Source organism: Nostoc sp. C057, from assembly GCF_013393925.1.
Classification (GTDB): domain Bacteria; phylum Cyanobacteriota; class Cyanobacteriia; order Cyanobacteriales; family Nostocaceae; genus Nostoc; species Nostoc muscorum_A.
Genome location: NZ_CP040281.1, coordinates 155,617 through 174,223, shown reverse-complemented (window position 1 = coordinate 174,223; position 18,607 = coordinate 155,617). Strand labels below are relative to the sequence as shown.

Genomic DNA, 18,607 nt, shown 5'->3' with positions numbered 1-18,607 from the left:
CAAAATTAATGGGACAGACTACTAGCCGCAGAGACGTGATTTCTAAATTATCAGTTCCACCCTTTTTTAGGTTAGGCATTGCCTACAAGATGGCTTCCTACTAACTTATGCAGATGCAACCCTAAAAAACAGGACAAAAAACCCACAGCATTCAAAAACATATCATGGTGGCTGCATTCCCCGGATAAAATAATGAAGAGTGCTGAGTTCCAAGTCCTAAGTGAAAAATCTTGCTTATTACTTAGCACTCAGTTATAAATGTTGCCTACTAGCTGACTCATGCCGCCTTTACAAGACGTAGATACTGTAAACGTTCCCAACATCGATCCAGAAGGATATGGCAATTCAGACACAGATCCTCTTAATGAGTTGCCCGATGAAGTCGAAATGTCCCTTTTCGACCACCTAGAAGAGTTACGACAGCGCATTTTCTATTCGCTGATTGCCGTAGCGATAGGTATTATTGGCTGTTTCTTTGCCGTTAAGCCGATTGTCCAGCTGCTTGAGGTTCCAGCGCAAGGAGTAAAATTTCTCCAACTTGCACCCGGAGAATATTTCTTTGTCTCCTTCAAAGTTGCAGCCTACACTGGTTTAGTACTTTCTAGCCCTTTCATTCTTTACCAAATTATCCAATTTGTGCTTCCAGGATTGACTCGCCGCGAACGCCGTTTACTGGGGCCTGTGGTTTTGGGTTCGAGTGTACTGTTTGGTGCGGGTTTAGCATTTGCTTATTTACTCCTTATCCCCGCAGCTTTGAAATTTTTCATCAGCTACGGAGCAGATGTAGTTGAACAACTTTGGTCGATAGATAAATATTTTGAATTTGTGCTGCTACTGTTATTCAGCACTGGTTTAGCATTTCAAATTCCCATCATCCAATTGTTGCTCGGTAATTTGAATATTGTCTCGTCTGAACGGATGGTTTCTGGTTGGCGTTACGTGATTATGGGAGCAGTAGTTTTAGGAGCCGTGCTTACACCTTCGACTGATCCTCTAACTCAAAGTCTTTTAGCAGGAGCCGTTTTAGGGCTTTATTTCGGTGGTGTTGGGCTGGTGAAGCTTACAGGCAAATAACATAGAAAATAGGTAAAAAGATTTTAATGCTGAGTTTTTGAGCAAATGTTTATTAGCTATAGTGATTTTGAAAAAATCGAGATTCATGTTGGCAAAGTCATTAAAGTCGAAGAATTTCCTCAAGCAAAAAAACCAGCTTATAAATTGTGGATAGATTTTGGCGATTTGGGCATTAAAAAATCTAGTGCCCAAATTACTAAACTTTATGACCAAGAGAAATTAATCAACAGATTAATATTAGCTGTGACTAACTTTCCACCCCGTCAAATAGCCAATTTCATCTCTGAAGTTTTAGTCTTGGGAGTGGTTTTAGATGATGGAGAAGTTGTATTAATTCAGCCAGATAGAGATGTAGCTGTAGGCAAAAGAGTTTTATAGGACATTATGGTATTTTTGTATAAAAAACACTGTGATTACCCAAGAAATTATTAATGTTAATGCAATAACGGGTCATAATATCCATTCCGAAGAACGTTCACCCAAATCTAGAGGAATGCTAACAGCTTTACCAAGCCGGGGGCGATCGCGTGTTTGGGCAATAAATGTTTGTACTTGCGTTGACCCACCCAAGGCATGAAGATAATTAGCAATGCTGTCAAGATGCTCTTGGTACTCTACCTCGCTCAAGGGAAAAGAAGCTTGCTCCAGATATTTCCACATTACTTGCAAAAATATCTTTCCCTGTGCCCGCCGAAACTGGACATCATAAGAATATCCCCACTTATCAAGCAACATCTGACGTAATTCCTGTCCTGTCATAGCTTTTCTCAATCAGATTTTACATTTAGTTATGATGTTAAGTTCCGTGACTCCAGTATGATAAGGATATAAAGAAATGTAATGCTAACAGAAAAGATGCTTTTTATATCTTGGAACAAAGAAGTATGGCATCGTTGTGAGCGCTAGCATTTCGACTTAGACAAGAGTTCCTCAAGTACAGTACTTTTGTCAAAATGCTTAACAAAATACACAAAGAGCGCGTAGATTATGGCTCAATTTTCTGAATCAGCAGACGTGCCCGATATGGGTCGTCGTCAGTTCATGAATCTGCTCACTTTTGGGACTGTCACTGGAGTAGCTCTGGGTGCATTGTATCCCGTTGTCAACTACTTTATTCCACCAGCTGCTGGTGGTGCTGGTGGCGGTACAACGGCAAAAGATGAGCTAGGTAACGATGTTAGCGTCACCAAATTTCTAGAAAACCGGAATGCAGGCGATCGCAACCTAGTCCAAGGACTTAAGGGAGATCCTACCTATATTGTGGTAGACAGCAAAGAGGCGATCAAAGATTATGGCATTAACGCCATCTGCACCCACTTAGGTTGTGTCGTCCCCTGGAACGTTGCTGAGAACAAATTTAAATGTCCTTGTCATGGTTCCCAGTATGACGAAACCGGTAAGGTTGTTCGGGGCCCAGCACCACTGTCTTTGGCTTTAGCCCATACCAATGTAAGCGACGACAAAATCGTTTTGACCCCTTGGACAGAAACCGACTTCCGCACCGGTGATGCACCTTGGTGGAGTTAATAATTTTGTCCTTAGTTCTTAGTCATTCGTCCTTTGTTCAGGGCTTAATGACTAATGACTAATGACCAATGACTAATGACAAATTCAATCGTTGCCCTTATTAGAGATGAGAAATGTTTTCCGAACAGCGAGGTTAACTCGCAGTGCTAGAGCGATCGTAAAAACATTGCTCATAGCGATCGCCACTGTGACATTTTACTTCACCAGCGATCTAGCCCTTCCTCAATCAGCTGCCGCCTATCCATTTTGGGCACAGCAAACCTATCCCGAAACCCCCCGCGAACCAACCGGGCGGATTGTTTGTGCCAACTGTCACTTAGCCGCCAAAGTTACAGAAGTAGAAGTTCCTCAATCGGTTCTACCTGACACTGTATTCAAAGCTATAGTGAAAATCCCTTACGATCTGTCCGCCCAGCAAGTTGGTGCCGATGGTTCTAAGGTTGGCTTGAACGTCGGTGCTGTACTGATGCTACCTGAAGGCTTTAAGATTGCTCCCGAAGACCGTATTTCTGAGGAACTTAAAGAAGAAATTGGCGACACTGCCTTCCAACCCTACAGCGAAGACAAAGAAAATGTCGTCATCGTCGGCCCCTTACCTGGTGAACAGTATCAGGAAATCATCTTCCCAGTTCTTTCTCCCAACCCCGCAACCGACAAAAACATCCACTTCGGTAAATATTCAGTTCACGTAGGTGGTAATCGGGGACGCGGACAAGTTTATCCTACTGGCGAAAAGAGCAACAACTCTGTTTACAACGCTTCCGCGACTGGCACAATTACCAAGATTGCCAAAGAGGAAGATGGAGATGGTAACGTCAAATATCTAGTAAACATCCAACCTGAATCTGGCGATGTTGTTGTTGATACGGTTCCTTTAGGGCCAGACCTGCTCGTTTCCGAAGGGCAAGCAGTTAAGACTGGTGATGCTTTGACCAGCAACCCCAATGTTGGTGGATTCGGTCAAATAGATGCAGAAATCGTACTGCAAGATTCCTCTAGAGTCAAATGGATGATTGCGTTCACCGCTCTTGTGATGTTGGCTCAAGTTATGCTGGTTCTGAAGAAGAAGCAGGTTGAGAAAGTTCAAGCTGCTGAGATGAATTTCTAAATTCTTTGCTAAATCATTATTTTTAGGACAGGCAATATGCCTGTCTTTTTTAACGTTAGTTACACGAAATTTAGAAATTTGGGACTTATACAAATTGCTGTACGCCTACCAACGTATTTGTATCATTATTAAAATGAAACGCTATTAACTGCTAGTAAACGACTTATGCAAGAAATGCGCTACGGATTTATTTCCAAAATCACCCAGATGTATACGTCGCTGGTAATCTATTTATTGACAAACTCCCATTCGCCATTGCGATAAACAATGATTTGCAGTTCATCCGCAGATAAAATATAAATTTTTCCGATTTTGTCGTCAAAGCGAAATAAGCGGATGTCTTTGTAAAGATTTGACAGCATTTGACAAACCCTTACACAAGCTAAGGCTTGCTCTGTTGTTGGTAAAATAAATGCTCCTCACTACTAATATAGGGTGAGCAATGCCCACCCTACTGCTGTTGATTATTTTTATGTGAGGCTATAGCGGACGGTAGACGCGATAGTTGATTTCGGGGAAGATATTATCCATTAATTCGACTTTTTCTAGCCAACCACTGTCAACTTTACCGACTTTCACATCTTCATAGAGCTTATTGAATCGCATTAGGTGCGATCGCGTCCGTCTAATTGCATAGGGTACCATTGTTCCCGTCCGCATAATAAATGCCCAGTCAGAAGATTGTGCTAATAGCAGTTCCCGCGCCGCTTGGTTAAGCGCTTTCCACTGCAATTCATCCTCTGGTTCCAAATGCGAGATTTCAATCATCCGTTCAGCAGCTTTGTGCAAATGCGGATAAATCCACGCATTGGTTTCGTTCAACCAATATTCGTGGAAACCCTTGAAACCCCAACTCGACTGTGAAGGACGACAGACTTGCTGCGTTGGCTGATCTCGCAAATAGTCTGCTAAATGGGTCATTTGATATGTTTTTTGGTCATACCACGACTTGCGGAATAGGTAATCGATGAACCAGGGGCCTTCATACCACCAATGTCCAAATAACTCTGCGTCATAAGGCGAAACGATAATTGGCGGGCGTTGCATTATACCATAGAGATGCTCAGTTTGCCGCTCTCGGTTATACATAAAATTATCAGCATGTTCTGCTGCCTTTTCTTTAGCCCAATAAGGATCGTAGAGTGCCTTATCTGATAGCCCTAAGCCACGCCCTGTAATTTTGTGATACTTAATGCCCGTGTTTTTCCGTTGGCCATTGGGCATGATGTAGGGCTTGATGTACTCATATTCTGCTTCCCAGCCCAAATCTTTATAAAATTCTCGATATTCCGCCGCCCCAGGATAGCCCACCTCAGAAGACCATACCTGTTGGGAAGATTCATGATCTCGACCAAAGACAGCAACACCAGTTTCTGTATAAATTGGCGCATAAGTCCCAAAGCGCGGACGGGGACGGGCGTAAAGGATGCCATGCCCATCTGTGAGGAAGTAGCGTAACCCCGCATCGGCTAGCATCCGGTCTAAACCTTCATAGTAGGCACATTCCGGCAACCAAATGCCTCTAGGTGCTTGTCCAAAGTTTTGCTCGTAATGCTCGCAAGCTACCTGGATTTGCGCCCACACCGCCTCTGGATACATTTTCATCAACGGCAAATAGCCGTGAGTAGCGCCACAAGTGATGATTTCCAGGTTGTTACTGTCTTGGAACCCTTTAAAAGCTGTCACCAAGTCACCGTCGTAGCGTTCCCATAGCTGACGCGCTTCGCTAAACTCAGTAGCGTAATGTTCGGCTAAATAACGAAGATGCCCGTTGTTGACATTATGTTCTGCTTCTAGTGCTATAAGTTCTTCTAGTTGGGCTAAGTGTGCTTCATAACGTTCTTGAAGCAGAGGATCGCGGAGCATTGACACGAGAGGAGGTGTCATGCTCATCGTGATTTTAAAGTCGATACCGTCTCGCTTTAAGCCTTCAAATACTTTCAATAATGGAATGTAGGTTTCTGTGATGGCTTCATAGAGCCATTCTTCCTCCAGCACGTAGTCACTTTCCGGGTGACGAACGAAGGGCAGATGTGCGTGGAGTACAAGCGCGACGTAGCCGATAGACATAGTGATTTTGGGGTGATACTTGTAAGTTGAAGGTCGAGAGGTTTGGCTGAAATTAACAATATTTTAAGACTTTATGGGGATCGTAAGAATAGTTTTCAATTGAGTTAAATATAGTGTGTCTAAGTACACAACAATGTTATGCCGTTATGCACCCACTGCGTGTTGTTGTTAACTAGTTGTAAAACCTGCCTATTTGCTTATTGTATAAGCCTGTACTGAAAATATTTACTCAGGTTCAACAACAGAGACAGTTATTACCGATCGCCTTTGGTGTCTCCTCCTGGGAGAGTTTACTTCAGGAGCATCAGTGACAGGTTGGAATCATGAACAATTTATCAATAAGTAATAGTGCTTAAAAGTATCGTAGACAAGCCTCTCCTACCACTTCGTGGAAGCAAGCTATACGTCAGCGTCTCTGTTCGCGCAGCGTCTCCGACAGGAGAAGGAGAAGAGAAGGCTTTACGCTACGCGATCGCAAATAATAAATCCAAATCTGATGAGATAATCTTGCAATAATAATTTTTATATATTTGCTATTGCTGAATTCTAGAGCTTTTGCATAGCAGGCGATGTCTACAACGGCTACGCCTACGCACGATTATTTTCTAATCACAAATACAAGACCCATTTTTTTCTAATAGGATAGGTTGTATTGATTGCCTCATGAGGCTTCTGACAATCGCCCTCCCGGAAAGTGACAAAAGAGGGATACTGCGGGTAAGTGCTAACCCAAAGTTTGCCAGTCAGCCTTTAAACTCGCAAACTTGTGATTCCCGCAACCCAGAAACCCAAATAATTACATATTGGATCAAGACTTACAGCCAGATGAGTGTTGCACCGATCGCCCAAAAAGCCGACAAAGTAAAGTCTTCCTTTATATAGAAGTGCGTAGGCTAGGCACATCCCGTCGTAGACATCGCACTCCTTATTCTTCATCGCGATATAATTCCTGCAAGTCCTGTAACTGAGTCTTGCGGGAAATTCGGCGATATTTTTTACTTTCTAGCTTGGGTTCGTATTGACTCTGCCCTTTGCCTTTGCTTTTTAACTTCATGGTGGATTCAGGATCGGCTTGTTGGTGCAGCTGAGTTTGATGAGCGATCGCAGCATCCAAAAATTCTAAATAATGTTCATATCGTTCCCAGTCTCCCCGCACCACACACTCAGGCTCGTCTCGATGCAGACAATCACTAAACCGACAGCTAGCAACTGCTAACCGCTTTCTTGCTTCTGGGAAATAATGGATTAATTCTTCTGGTACACAATCTATATCCGGCTGATTAAAGCCGGGAGTGTCTGCAAGCAAACCACCGCTAGGCAACTCAAATAATTCTATATGACGAGTGGTATGACGACCACGAGCTAGTTTGCCAGAAACTTCTCCTACGCGCAACTTTGCCGAGTCAATTAACGTATTAATTAAGCTGGATTTACCAACGCCGGAAGGCCCAGCAATGACGGTAATTTTATTGCTTAAATATCTGCCTGCTTGGTCAGTATTTATACCATCTTTGACACTGATAAATATTGGCTGATAGCCCCAACCGAGAAGGCGATCGCTAACTTTTTGCTGTTCTGGCTCTGAAATTAAATCACTTTTATTCAAACATAAAAGCACATCTAAGCCAGTAGACTCAGCCTTAATCAGAAACCGACTCAGTTGATAAGGTTCCAAAGGTGGATCGGCAACGGCAAATACCAATAAAATTTGGTTGACATTGGCGATCGCTGGACGATCTAATTCGCTGTGACGGGGTAAGACATCAGCGATCGCTCCCCGTCCTCCAGCCCAATCTGGCTCTTCAACCACAACGCGATCGCCTACCATCACCTGTTGTCCGATTTTTTTCAGCCGTGTTCGGCGAGTACAGAGGAGGAGAGGGGGATAAGGAAGATGAGAATCTTGATCCCCCATCTCCCTCATCTCCCCCTGCTCTTGATCCAGCTGTACTCGGTAAAAATTAGCCTGTACAGCAAGCACCGTACCCAATAACTGTCCAGTTTCAGCAAAATTTTCCCCTGTCATTGGCCAGCAACTGGACGACGCACTAACAGAGAAAAATAATTAGTACAGTCTGTAATTTGTTCCACCACATAACCTGCCATTGTCAGGCTATCGGGAACCTGCTCAATCGGCTCACCTGGGTCTAGCCAGACTTCTAGCAAACCTCCCAATGGCATTTTTTCCAGACGTAGTTTTGTCCGGACAAAATTAATTGGGCAAGGGGTGCCACGTAAATCAAGTTGAGCATCGGGAGTTAAGAGAGAAGAGGGTATCATTACTTAAATAAATTTCCCAAAAATCCTCCTAGACCGCCTTCACCAGTACGATCTCCCTTAATTTTAGCCAGCTTCTCCAAAAGTTCCCTCTCCTCTGGGGTTACTTTGTTGGGAATATCAATTAATACGTTCAGCATGTGATCCCCACGACTGACAGGATTACCCAAGCGAGGTACGCCGCGATTTTCTAACTTCATTACCGTATTTGGCTGAGTTCCAGCTGGAATAATCAGTTCTACAGGGCCATCTACCGTGTCTACCTCTAACCGACAACCTAAAATCGCTTGTAGGTAGCTAACTTTGATTTCCGAAAGAATATTAATCCCATCCCGTTGGAATTCTTCGTCCTCATTTACGAACAAGTAAACGTACAAATCCCCAGGAGGGCCACCACGTTGACCGGCATCTCCTTCACTAGAAATCCGCAAGCGAGTACCATTATCCACCCCAGCTGGAATGGTAATTTTGAGTTTCTTGGTGACTTGATTTGCGCCCTTCCCATCACAGGCATCACACTTGTCTTCGATTACCATCCCTGTCCCATTACAGGTGGGACAAGTCGAGACTTGGGTGAAACTGCCAAAGGGTGTTCTAGTGACACGGCGGACTTGACCAGATCCGCTACAAGTCGAACAAGTCCGGGGGCGGGTTCCAGGTTTAGCACCAGAACCGCTACAGACTTCACAATTTTCTAAATGTGAAATACGAATTTCTTTTTCGCCACCAAATACCGCTTCCCGAAAGTCTAACTTCAGGTCTAGCCGCAGATCATCGCCCCTCGCAGGCCCACTGCGCCGTCTTTGTTGCGTGGGACTACCCATACCGCCAGCAAAGCCACTAAAAATGCTTTCAAAAATATCGGCAAAACCACCCATATCGCCGACATCTTGGAAGCCAGCGCCAGCACCTGACACACCCTCTGGCCCAAAGCGATCGTAACGAGCGCGGGTTTCTGGTTCCGAGAGTACCTCATAAGCGCGGTTAATTTCTTTAAAGCGATCCTCCGCCCCCGGCTCTTTGTTCACATCTGGGTGATACTTCCGGGCTAAACGGCGATAAGCTTGCTTGAGTTCTTCTTTGTCGGTGTCACGAGAGACACCCAGGATTTCATAATAGTCGCGGGCCATATAGCAAAGGTAAAAGTTAGAAGGAAGAAAGCAGAAGTCAGCAGAACGTCACTCACGGTCACTTGCTACTTTACGGTAAGGCGTTTTGCTTTACAGAATATGTAAGAGCAACACACTATCCTTTAAAGGGCGATTTGCCGGAGGTTAGGCACAAGGTAAAATTAATTTTTGTTAATAACTGATTTTAACCTTTACCTTTTACAAAAATCACCGACAAATCTTGAGCAACAGGTGCTTTCCTCGTGGGAGACGACAAAAGCTATAGAAGTTATGATCAGGGGAAGCCTCTGCTCAGACTTCATCACTGCCGAGTCGGTTGTCTCTTTTACAATTGTGCTACGTAGGAGAGGAAAACCCCGCCCATTAACCAGAGGTGCTAGCCGCACCATTCGGTGTGGAAAACCACCCTTATGCAATGGAAGTGCATCTGAATCGGCATACTGCCTAGCAGTAATTTGCTTCTACAATCTAGCAAACCCCAGGGGTCTTGTGAAACTTCGCTAAACCTACAATCAATATTAGATATATTAAAATGTCTTAATAAAAATCTGCAACTTAGGATATTGGGAATTGGGAAGAGGGGACAAGGATAATTGGGGACAAGGAGAAAGATTTGTTGTAAGTTCTCACTCAAGTCACCTTGTCCCCTTTTTACCCATTCCCCATTCCCCATTACCCAATCCCTAATCTATCGCCTCATAATCAACTTGTGCGGTACTTTCTTCGTCAAAATCAAAGTTGAATTGTGGTATTAGTGTACCGTTCATTGGTGAGTCTACTTCTGGAGTAAAGAGACTAGCTGAAGCTTCCTCAATCTCATCTGCTTGGCTATTAGCTCGGTTATAGACATCAGCACCAATTGCAAACAGGGTTTGTTGGAAGTCGTCTAAGCGCTGCTTAAATTCCACGGTGGAGATGCTGGAGTCAATCATTGCAGCTTGGAGTTGTGAAACTTTTTCACTGGCCAAGGTTTTCATCTGATCGCCGATAAAGTTGCTATTATCCTTGATGGTAGATTCGTAACTGAACAACAGATTATCTGCTTGGTTTTTGAGTTCAACCAGTTCTTTACGTCTTCTATCTTCTTCAGAAAACAGTTCGGCCTCTTGGCGCATCCGTTCGACTTCGTTAGTACTCAAACCACCTGTATTGGTAATCCTGATACTCTGTTCTCTACCTGTGCCTTTGTCCTGGGCAGAAACCTTCAGGATGCCGTTGACATCAATTTCAAAAGATACTTCAATTTGTGGCACACCACGGGGCGATGGGGGAATTCCTGCTAGCAGAAACTTGCCAAGACTCTTGTTATCCCGTGACATTGCCCGTTCACCTTGGAGAATGTGAATTTCTACCGAGGTTTGCCCATCAACTGCTGTGGAAAAAATTTGTGACTTACTAGTAGGAATTGTGGTGTTGCGTTCAATAATTTTGGTGAATACTTCACCCAAGGTTTCAATTCCCAAAGACAGAGGGGTGACATCCAAAAGTAAAAGATTATCGACTTCCCCACCCAAGACCCCTGCTTGGATAGCTGCTCCCAATGCTACCGCTTCGTCAGGGTTGATAGAGCGATCGGGAGCTTTGCCATTGAAAAACTTAATCAGCGCGTTTTGGACTGCGGGAATTCGGGTAGAACCACCTACTAAAATAATCCGATCTATGGCTGATGGTTTGAGATCCGCATCTTTGAGTGCTTGGATCATCGGTTCGATGGTGGCTTCAATTAATTGTCCTGCAAGCTCTTCAAATTTAGAGCGGCTGAGTTCCATTTCCAGATGCTTTGGACCGGTTTCATCAGATGTGATAAAAGGCAGGTTAATGGAGGTATTAACCATGCTGGAGAGTTCAATTTTCGCCTTTTCTGCTGCTTCCCGTAGGCGTTGCAGTGCCATCTTATCTTGGGAAAGATTGATTTTTTCGTCTTGCTGAAAGCGTTCCATCAGCCAAAGCACGATCGCATTATCAAAGTCGTCTCCACCTAAGTGGTTGTTACCACAAGTCGCCTTAACTTCAAAAACGCCATCCCCAAGTTGTAGGATCGATACGTCAAAAGTACCGCCTCCCAAGTCAAATACTAAAATTAGCTGCTCTTGGTCTTGCTTTTCCAATCCGAAAGCTAAAGCCGCAGCTGTTGGTTCATTGATGATTCGCAGAACTTCTAATCCTGCAATTGTGCCTGCATCTTTAGTAGCTTGTCTTTGAGCATCTGTAAAATATGCAGGTACGGTGATCACTGCCTGAGTGACTTCTTCACCCAAGAAGTTTTCCGCATCCTGCTTAAGCTTTTGCAGGATCATGGCGGATAGTTCTTGTGGCGTATAATTTTTTGAGCGGATTTGGACATCAACGGTATCGTCTCGACCTTTGACACAGTTGTAGGGTACACGTTCGCGTTCTATATCAGTCTCTTCCCAACGCCGCCCGATGAATCGTTTAATACTGTAAATTGTGTTTTCGGCATTGGTTACGGCTTGGCGCTTTGCCAATTGACCAACCAAGCGATCGCCACTTTTGCCAAATCCCACAATACTCGGAGTAGTTCGTCCACCTTCAGAATTGGAGATCACCAGTGGTTGACCGCCCTCCAAAACTGCGACGCAACTATTAGTAGTGCCTAAGTCGATTCCAATAACTTTTCCCATATTCGCCAGTATTTTTACTGAGTCTTCCTGCTGTAATATGTCGCGGACTAACTTTTTAGCTCCGAACTAAGGCTAGCGGATAACGTCTGTGGAACCCATTTTGCTGGTAGCAAGAGGAAGTTGAAACACAGAAAGTTATCCAAAGCCTTGTCCAAGTTTTAGGTACGCGATGCTCGTCCTTGCTAGAACCCAGGCACTTTTGGTCAGCGAGACGAGCGACTACAGCTTAACTGTTGGCTGGACTCGACTGATCTTCCTCCGTAGAAGGTGTATCTTCTTTTGGAGCAGCTACTTTGACCATTGCATGGCGTAGCACACGTTCGCCCAAGTAATATCCGCGCACTAACTCTTCTAACACTGTTCCTTCAGGATGTTCATCCGTAGGTTCCCGCATTACTGCTTCGTGCAGGTTAGGATCAAATTCTTGACCTTCAGGACGCATTGGTGACACACCCAACCGCTTCAGGCTATCTACTAATTGTTTGTAAACACCTTGGTAGCTTTTGTGCATGGTCATTTCGCCATCAGATTGAGGTTTGAGGTGCGATCGCGCCCGCTCAAAATTATCGACCACTGGCAGCAATTCTAGAATCGTGTTCCGCTTCATCTGCGTCTCTAGCTCTTCTTTTTCTTTGCTAGTACGTTTCCGGTAATTCTCAAAATCAGCAGCAATCCGCATATATTGAGTACTGCGCTCTTCTAGCTGCGTTTTGAGAGACTCAATTTGTTGAGTGAGTTCTGCCAAAGCTGCCGTTTCCACTCCAGTGTTCTCGGTTGCGGCAACACCAGTTTCTGGATTGAAAGTAGCTGCATCTCCCGATACATTAGTTTGGGCTGACACTTGCTCTGTCACCTCGCTATCAGATTCATTGAAATTAATTTGGGCTGGGAAGTCACTCTTCATTGCTTGCTTTACCTCTGTTGGTTCACCCAATTGCTGGCTAGTATTGTTTATCTGTTTATTTTCATCCATCATTGTCCACTCATTCCAGATGCTTGCTATTTATGGCAGTGTATCTCCATTGTTTGCAACCGTCGTCATCCACGACTTGCAACTGAGGCTGATTTTTTTGCCGACAAGTTTCTGGAAGTGATGTAACCATTTTCTTATTGTGACAAATGGTGAACACGTTCGCGTAGGCACTATTAAGGCGGGAACCCGAACGAGTAGTCTACCTCTAGGAGTAAGTAATTTGGAAGAGTGGTAGGAGGCAGTATCTTTAATTTTGTTAGCGCAGCATTAGTGAGCCCGCGTACTCTGTAAGAGTTGCAAGCTACGCTTTTAGCGTCTCGTAGAAAGCGTCATTTTGAATTCCGAGCGTACTCTTTGGCGAAGCAAGCGACTTGATTCAGGACTTTTTTGGGAAATGAGAATTCTATCTCACAGGCTGGGAATACTTTAAGCAGAGGTTCCCCTACTCATTCGCTCATTTATGACTTACTCGTCACCACAACGGCGCAGTACCGCTCTAACTACCAGAACAGAGTTTTCGCCCTTTGGCAACAAGCTAGTGCAATCTGGCTATGTCAATACCGAACAGATGAGGCAGGCACTAATTGAAAGCCGCAAATCTGGCCGACCCTTAACGGAAGTACTAGAGTCAATTACTGGGCAACAACTATCACCTGAGTTGCTCAGGCAATACAAAAAACAGCAGCTATTTGAACTTAAAATACTATACGGTGTTGAATTCCTCGATCCGGAAGTCAACTCCATTGGCAACACGATGATGGGGAACCTGATTGAAACCCTCATCCCAGTGGATATCTGCCGTCGCCATCGTTTAGTACCACTATCGAAACACGAAGACCAAACCCCGCCCTCAGTTTTAGTGGCGATGGTCGCTCCGGATAATCTAGAGGCTTCTGATGACCTGAACCGCATCTTGCGTCCCCAAGGGCTGGCATTACAGCGCATGGTGATTACACAGGAAGACTACCAGCAGCTAATCAACCAATATCTGGATGAAATGGCTGTTCGGCAAAAACACCTGGAACAAGAAAAGTTTACAGATATTAATCAGGATTTAGAAAACCTCGGAAATCTTGATCTTGCAGATGCTCCTGAAGAAATGGAGGCTGATTTAGGAGCAGCGATGAAGGGTGCGGAGGATGCCCCAGTCATCAACCTAGTCAACAGAATCCTGGCTAAAGCCTTACATGAGGGCGTTTCTGACATTCACATCGAACCGCAAGAAGAAAACTTACGCATCCGCTTTCGGAAGGATGGGGTACTGAAGGAAGCTTTCGATCCCCTACCGAAAAAAATCATCCCGGCGGTGACAGCCCGATTTAAAATCATCGCCAATCTAGACATTGCTGAACGCCGTCTACCCCAAGATGGACGTATCCGCCGGATGTTTGAGGGACGTAAGGTGGACTTCCGGGTGAATACCTTGCCCAGCCGCTACGGGGAAAAGGTGGTACTGCGGATTTTGGATAACTCCTCCACCCAACTGGGATTAGATAAGTTAATTACCGATCCAGAGACTTTACATATTGTCCAGGATATGGTTAGCCGTCCCTTTGGGCTAATTTTGGTAACTGGGCCAACTGGTTCTGGGAAAACAACTTCGCTGTATTCTGCACTATCAGAAAAGAACGATCCCGGAATTAATATCAGTACTGTGGAAGACCCAATTGAGTACAGTCTTCCAGGGATTACGCAAGTACAGGTGATTCGGGAAAAAGGGCTAGATTTTGCTACTGCTCTGCGGGCTTTCTTGCGACAAGATCCAGATGTGCTACTGGTGGGTGAAACGCGGGATAAGGAAACGGCAAAAACAGCTATTGAAGCTGCCTTGACTGGTCACTTAGTATTAACTACTTTACATACCAATGATGCCCCAGGTGCGATCGCTCGTTTGGGAGAAATGGGGATTGAGCCTTTCATGGTTTCTAGTTCGCTAATTGGCGTTCTAGCTCAACGTTTGGTGCGGCGTGTATGTTCGGAATGTCGTATTCCCTACACTCCTACAACCGAGGAACTGGCTCGTTATGGTCTATCAGCTTCTTCTGATGTCGCAATTACCTTCTATAAGGCTAACACCTTGACATTAGATGCGATCGCCGAAGCCAAAGGCAAAAATCAGCTTTGCTCAAAATGTAATGGTGTTGGCTACAAAGGTCGTTGTGGTGTTTATGAAGTCATGCGAGTCACCGAAACCCTGCAAACTCTTATCAACGAAGATGCACCCACAGAACGCATCAAGGAAGTGGCAATAGAAGAGGGCATGAAAACTTTGCTGGCTTACAGCTTGGACTTAGTGCGCGAGGGTTCTACCACTTTAGAAGAAGTGGAACGAGTGACGTTTACTGATACTGGTTTGGAAGCCGAGTTAAAAGCCAAACGCAAGACTGGCCTTACCTGCCGCAGTTGTGATGCCACATTGAAACAAGAATGGCTGGATTGTCCTTACTGTATGACATCTCGGTTTTGAGACTAGTCATTAGTCATTGGTTATTGGTCACTAGTTGATGCTTAGTAACTTTAAACAAATGACAAAGGACAAATGACAAAGGACAAACAATAAACATTAAAAGGAAGCAGAACTATGGAAATGATGATTGAAGATTTGATGGAACAGTTGATTGAACTGGGTGGCTCGGATATGCATTTATCCGCAGGTTTGCCTCCCTACTTCCGCATCAGTGGCAAACTCACTCCCATCGGTGAGCATATATTGACAGCCGATCAATGTCAAAGGCTGATTTTTAGTATGCTCAACAACACCCAGCGTAAAACCTTAGAGCAAAACTGGGAACTGGATTGTTCTTATGGGGTTAAAGGTTTGGCACGTTTCCGGGTCAATGTTTATAAAGAACGTGGTTCTTATGCTGCTTGCTTACGGGCATTAAGTTCTAAGATTCCTAACTTTGAAAAATTAGGTCTGCCAGATATCGTAAGGGAAATGACAGATAAGCCCAGAGGACTGATTCTGGTGACAGGGCCTACAGGTTCCGGGAAGACAACTACCCTAGCAGCGATGATCGACTTGATTAACCGCACTAAAGCAGAGCATATTTTAACGGTGGAAGACCCAATTGAATTTGTCTACGAACCAATTAAAAGCTTGGTTCACCAACGACAACTGGGTGAAGATACTAAGAGCTTTGCTAACGCTTTGAAAGCAGCTTTGCGGGAAGATCCAGATATTGTTCTGGTGGGAGAAATGCGCGATTTGGAAACGATTTCTTTGGCGATTTCCGCAGCAGAAACAGGACACTTGGTATTTGGTACTCTGCACACCAGTTCTGCCGCCCAGACAGTTGACCGGATTATTGACGTTTTCCCCCATGAAAGACAAACCCAGGTGCGGGTGCAGTTATCTAACTCGTTAGTGGCAGTATTTAGCCAAACGTTGGTGTCCAAGAAAAACCCGAAACCTGGTGAATATGGTCGGGTGATGGCTCAAGAAATTCTGATTGTCACTCCTGCTATTTCCAACTTGATTCGAGAAGGCAAAACATCTCAAATTTACTCAGCTATTCAAACTGGCGGCAAATTGGGGATGCAAACTCTGGAGAAAGTTTTAGCTGATTTTTACAAATCAGGAACGATTTCCTTTGAAGCCGCGATGTCTAAAACTTCTAAGCCAGATGAAATCCAACGTCTCATCGGGAATTCTACACCGCAAGCAGGCGCAGGTGCAAAATCCGGTGCGGCTGCCAAAGCGCATTAAAGGAACTGGGGAAATCAGGGAGATGAGGAAATAAAGATGAAGTTGCAGTAAGTCTTTCCCTTATGTCTCATACCCAATGAATAACAACTATTTTGAATTTATTTATGCCAACCTTTGTTGCCCGTGTTCGGGATTCTCAAGGAAAATCTCGAACAGAAAAAATTGTTGCCGAATCCTTAGTACAAGCTCGTACTAATCTGAGAGATCAAGGTTTTGTAATCCAAGAACTCAAACAATTTCAAGGATTTCAGCCAAATTTTGATTTAAAAAAAATCCAGAATTCCTTTGTTAAGGTTTCTGTGAAAGACAAAGCCGTTTTTTCGCGTCAATTTGCCGTTTTGATGAATGCGGGAGTTGCGATCGTTAGAAGTCTAGGGGTACTTTCCGAACAGTGTAGTAATACTAAACTCAAACAAGCCCTAATTGAGATTAGCAACGATGTGCAAAGCGGAATGAATCTTTCAGAGTCAATGCGGAAGCATCCTGACTGTTTTGATGGATTATATGTGAGTATGATTCAAGCTGGCGAAGTTGGTGGTGTTCTAGACGAAGTATTGAATCGTTTAGCCAAGTTGTTAGAAGATGTTGCCCGCTTACAAAATCAAATTAAATCAGCATTGTCTTATCCAAGTGTTGTAGGTTTTATTGCACTTGCTATCTTTTTGGGTATGACCATTTTTCTGATTCCCGTTTTTGCGAAGATTTTTACAGAAATCGGAACTACATTACCACCTCTAACGCAATTTTTGATGGATGCTAGTCTATTTTTGAGAAGTCCGAAGGTTTTCGTGCTTATCGCTGCTCTTATAGGAGCAAAAATTGGCTTCACACAATACGGTAAAACTCCTGTTGGTCGCTTAACAATTGATCGTTTTTCTCTCAAGATGCCGTTGTTTGGTGACTTAATTCAAAAATCTGCGGTTGCCCGCTTTAGCCGAACTTTTGGTTCTTTAACTCGTTCAGGTGTACCGATTTTAACTTGCTTAGAAATTGTCCGAGATACATCAGGAAACGTAGTTATTGCCAATGCGATAGACACAGCCCGTATAGAGATTCAACAAGGAGGTATGATTAGCATTGCATTACAAAAAGATAGTGTTTTTCCGGCTATGGCAATTCAGATGATTAGTATCGGAGAAGAAACTGGAGAATTAGATGGAATGTTGATGAAAGTTGCCGATTTCTATGAAGATGAAGTCGAGCAGGCAGTAAAAGCAATGACCAGTATTTTGGAACCAGTTATGATTGTATTTGTAGGGGGTATGGTTGGAACTATTTTGCTAGCAATGTATTTGCCTATGTTTGCGGTATTTGAAAAGTTGGGATAGAGGATTAAAAGTTAAGACTTATAAGTTATGAGTTAGGAATTAAAACTTTTTATTTCTCGCTTTTAACTCCTAACTGATTAATTTTATTCTTAACTCCTAACTCCTAAGTCCTCACTATTTAATAAACTATGACTGTGCAAAAATCTTACTACGAAGCGAGTTTGGCAGAGTACAGCAATCATCTAGCTGCGATCGCCTTACTAAAGCAATATCGGCCATACTTAGAGATGATTCCCAGTCTGCGCCGTCCAGATGAAAGTGTTATCACTATCCCCTTGCCAATTGTCCGTCTTCGCAATACTGCGACAACAACTTCACAAACAATCTGCTTACCCTGTGATGTAGCAATTTTGATGTGCGATCCAGAGTGGAAGATCAAAACTGGAGCCGAAATTTTAGTCTTTATTCATCGCGCTCACGAAGACTTTTCTGATTTGTTAGGACGTTGGCGACAAACCCAAGTTTTCCTGGACAATGATTATGAATGGTTAATGCCTCTGCGTCACAGTCATATTTTGAGCGAGGGGGCTAATATTATATATCCTTTGTTCGTTGTGTTTAGTGATACTTTAGAACGTATCCAACGAGGACTCGTAGGGGCCGAACTTCCATTTATTATACAAACACCAGATTCGCTGCTGGAAGAGGATGTGACAGATATTTTTTGTCCAGAAATCCCACCAGCTTAGAAAAAATTAGGAGTTAAGAGTTTTCAATTGCAACTTTTAAACAAAACCAGAGATTTTTAAGTCTCAAGTCTAGTTTTTCA

At 43.9% G+C, this 18,607-nt stretch carries 17 protein-coding genes; 9 read left to right on the top strand and 8 right to left on the bottom strand.

Annotation, left to right across the window (positions count from 1 at the left end; all coding sequences use genetic code 11):
* Positions 1–279 precede the first annotated feature (279 nt).
* Both tatC and FD724_RS00625 read left to right on the top strand, forming a co-directional pair.
* Positions 280–1,074: a twin-arginine translocase subunit TatC gene (gene tatC / locus FD724_RS00630; RefSeq protein ID WP_114080191.1), complete on the top strand. Its 795-nt coding sequence runs from the start codon at positions 280–282 to the stop codon at positions 1,072–1,074.
* Between the two features lie 45 nt (positions 1,075–1,119).
* Positions 1,120–1,452 carry a tRNA-binding protein gene (locus FD724_RS00625; protein ID WP_179071238.1) on the top strand — a complete coding sequence of 111 codons (333 nt, stop codon included), beginning with the start codon at positions 1,120–1,122 and terminating at the stop codon, positions 1,450–1,452.
* Between the two features lie 72 nt (positions 1,453–1,524).
* On the opposite strand, the gene FD724_RS00620 is transcribed toward FD724_RS00625, so the two are convergent.
* Positions 1,525–1,833, bottom strand: coding sequence for a DUF3067 family protein (locus FD724_RS00620; protein ID WP_114080193.1), 309 nt, complete (start codon positions 1,831–1,833; stop codon positions 1,525–1,527).
* A gap of 228 nt (positions 1,834–2,061) precedes the next feature.
* Between FD724_RS00620 and petC the strand changes: the two genes are divergently transcribed.
* On the top strand, positions 2,062–2,601 hold the full coding sequence (gene petC / locus FD724_RS00615) for a cytochrome b6-f complex iron-sulfur subunit (RefSeq protein ID WP_114080194.1): 540 nt from the start codon (positions 2,062–2,064) through the stop codon (positions 2,599–2,601).
* Between the two features lie 106 nt (positions 2,602–2,707).
* The gene (petA, locus tag FD724_RS00610; RefSeq protein WP_179071237.1) at positions 2,708–3,709 is read left to right on the top strand and encodes a cytochrome f; all 1,002 of its coding nucleotides are present in this window, start codon (positions 2,708–2,710) and stop codon (positions 3,707–3,709) included.
* A 227-nt stretch (positions 3,710–3,936) separates the two neighbouring features.
* On the opposite strand, the gene FD724_RS40495 is transcribed toward petA, so the two are convergent.
* Positions 3,937–4,071, bottom strand: coding sequence for a hypothetical protein (locus FD724_RS40495; RefSeq protein WP_256874411.1), 135 nt, complete (start codon positions 4,069–4,071; stop codon positions 3,937–3,939).
* A 118-nt stretch (positions 4,072–4,189) separates the two neighbouring features.
* Entirely contained in the window at positions 4,190–5,779 is a 1,590-nt protein-coding gene (locus tag FD724_RS00605; RefSeq protein WP_179071236.1) for a glycoside hydrolase family 57 protein, read from the bottom strand.
* A 663-nt stretch (positions 5,780–6,442) separates the two neighbouring features.
* Here FD724_RS00605 and FD724_RS00600 point away from each other — a divergent pair.
* On the top strand, positions 6,443–6,661 hold the full coding sequence (locus FD724_RS00600) for a hypothetical protein (RefSeq protein ID WP_179071235.1): 219 nt from the start codon (positions 6,443–6,445) through the stop codon (positions 6,659–6,661).
* Positions 6,662–6,704: 43 nt separating this feature from the next.
* On the opposite strand, the gene rsgA is transcribed toward FD724_RS00600, so the two are convergent.
* The 5 genes from rsgA to grpE all read right to left on the bottom strand — a co-directional run bounded on the left by rsgA (position 6,705) and on the right by grpE (position 12,804).
* On the bottom strand, positions 6,705–7,805 hold the full coding sequence (rsgA, locus tag FD724_RS00595; RefSeq protein WP_179071234.1) for a small ribosomal subunit biogenesis GTPase RsgA: 1,101 nt from the start codon (positions 7,803–7,805) through the stop codon (positions 6,705–6,707).
* Positions 7,802–8,059, bottom strand: a complete 258-nt coding sequence (locus tag FD724_RS00590; RefSeq protein WP_179071233.1) for a sulfurtransferase TusA family protein — start codon at positions 8,057–8,059, stop codon at positions 7,802–7,804. The genes rsgA and FD724_RS00590 overlap by 4 nt, the downstream gene beginning before the upstream one ends.
* Entirely contained in the window at positions 8,059–9,186 is a 1,128-nt protein-coding gene (gene dnaJ / locus FD724_RS00585; RefSeq protein ID WP_114080201.1) for a molecular chaperone DnaJ, read from the bottom strand. The genes FD724_RS00590 and dnaJ overlap by 1 nt, the downstream gene beginning before the upstream one ends.
* A gap of 683 nt (positions 9,187–9,869) precedes the next feature.
* Positions 9,870–11,828 (bottom strand): molecular chaperone DnaK, encoded by a 1,959-nt coding sequence (gene dnaK / locus FD724_RS00580; RefSeq protein WP_114080202.1) that lies wholly within the window; start codon positions 11,826–11,828, stop codon positions 9,870–9,872.
* A 226-nt stretch (positions 11,829–12,054) separates the two neighbouring features.
* Positions 12,055–12,804 carry a nucleotide exchange factor GrpE gene (gene grpE, locus FD724_RS00575; RefSeq protein WP_114080203.1) on the bottom strand — a complete coding sequence of 250 codons (750 nt, stop codon included), beginning with the start codon at positions 12,802–12,804 and terminating at the stop codon, positions 12,055–12,057.
* A gap of 457 nt (positions 12,805–13,261) precedes the next feature.
* Here grpE and FD724_RS00570 point away from each other — a divergent pair, with 457 nt between their 5' ends.
* From FD724_RS00570 to FD724_RS00555, 4 genes are all read left to right on the top strand, one after another.
* Positions 13,262–15,268 (top strand): GspE/PulE family protein, encoded by a 2,007-nt coding sequence (locus FD724_RS00570; protein ID WP_179071232.1) that lies wholly within the window; start codon positions 13,262–13,264, stop codon positions 15,266–15,268.
* 114 nt (positions 15,269–15,382) lie between these two features.
* Positions 15,383–16,510, top strand: coding sequence for a type IV pilus twitching motility protein PilT (locus FD724_RS00565; protein ID WP_114080205.1), 1,128 nt, complete (start codon positions 15,383–15,385; stop codon positions 16,508–16,510).
* A gap of 104 nt (positions 16,511–16,614) precedes the next feature.
* Positions 16,615–17,838 (top strand): type II secretion system F family protein, encoded by a 1,224-nt coding sequence (locus FD724_RS00560; RefSeq protein WP_179071231.1) that lies wholly within the window; start codon positions 16,615–16,617, stop codon positions 17,836–17,838.
* Positions 17,839–17,966: 128 nt separating this feature from the next.
* A complete protein-coding gene (locus FD724_RS00555) occupies positions 17,967–18,527 on the top strand; it encodes a hypothetical protein (protein WP_179071230.1) in 561 nt (186 codons plus the stop codon).
* Positions 18,528–18,607: the final 80 nt, after the last annotated feature.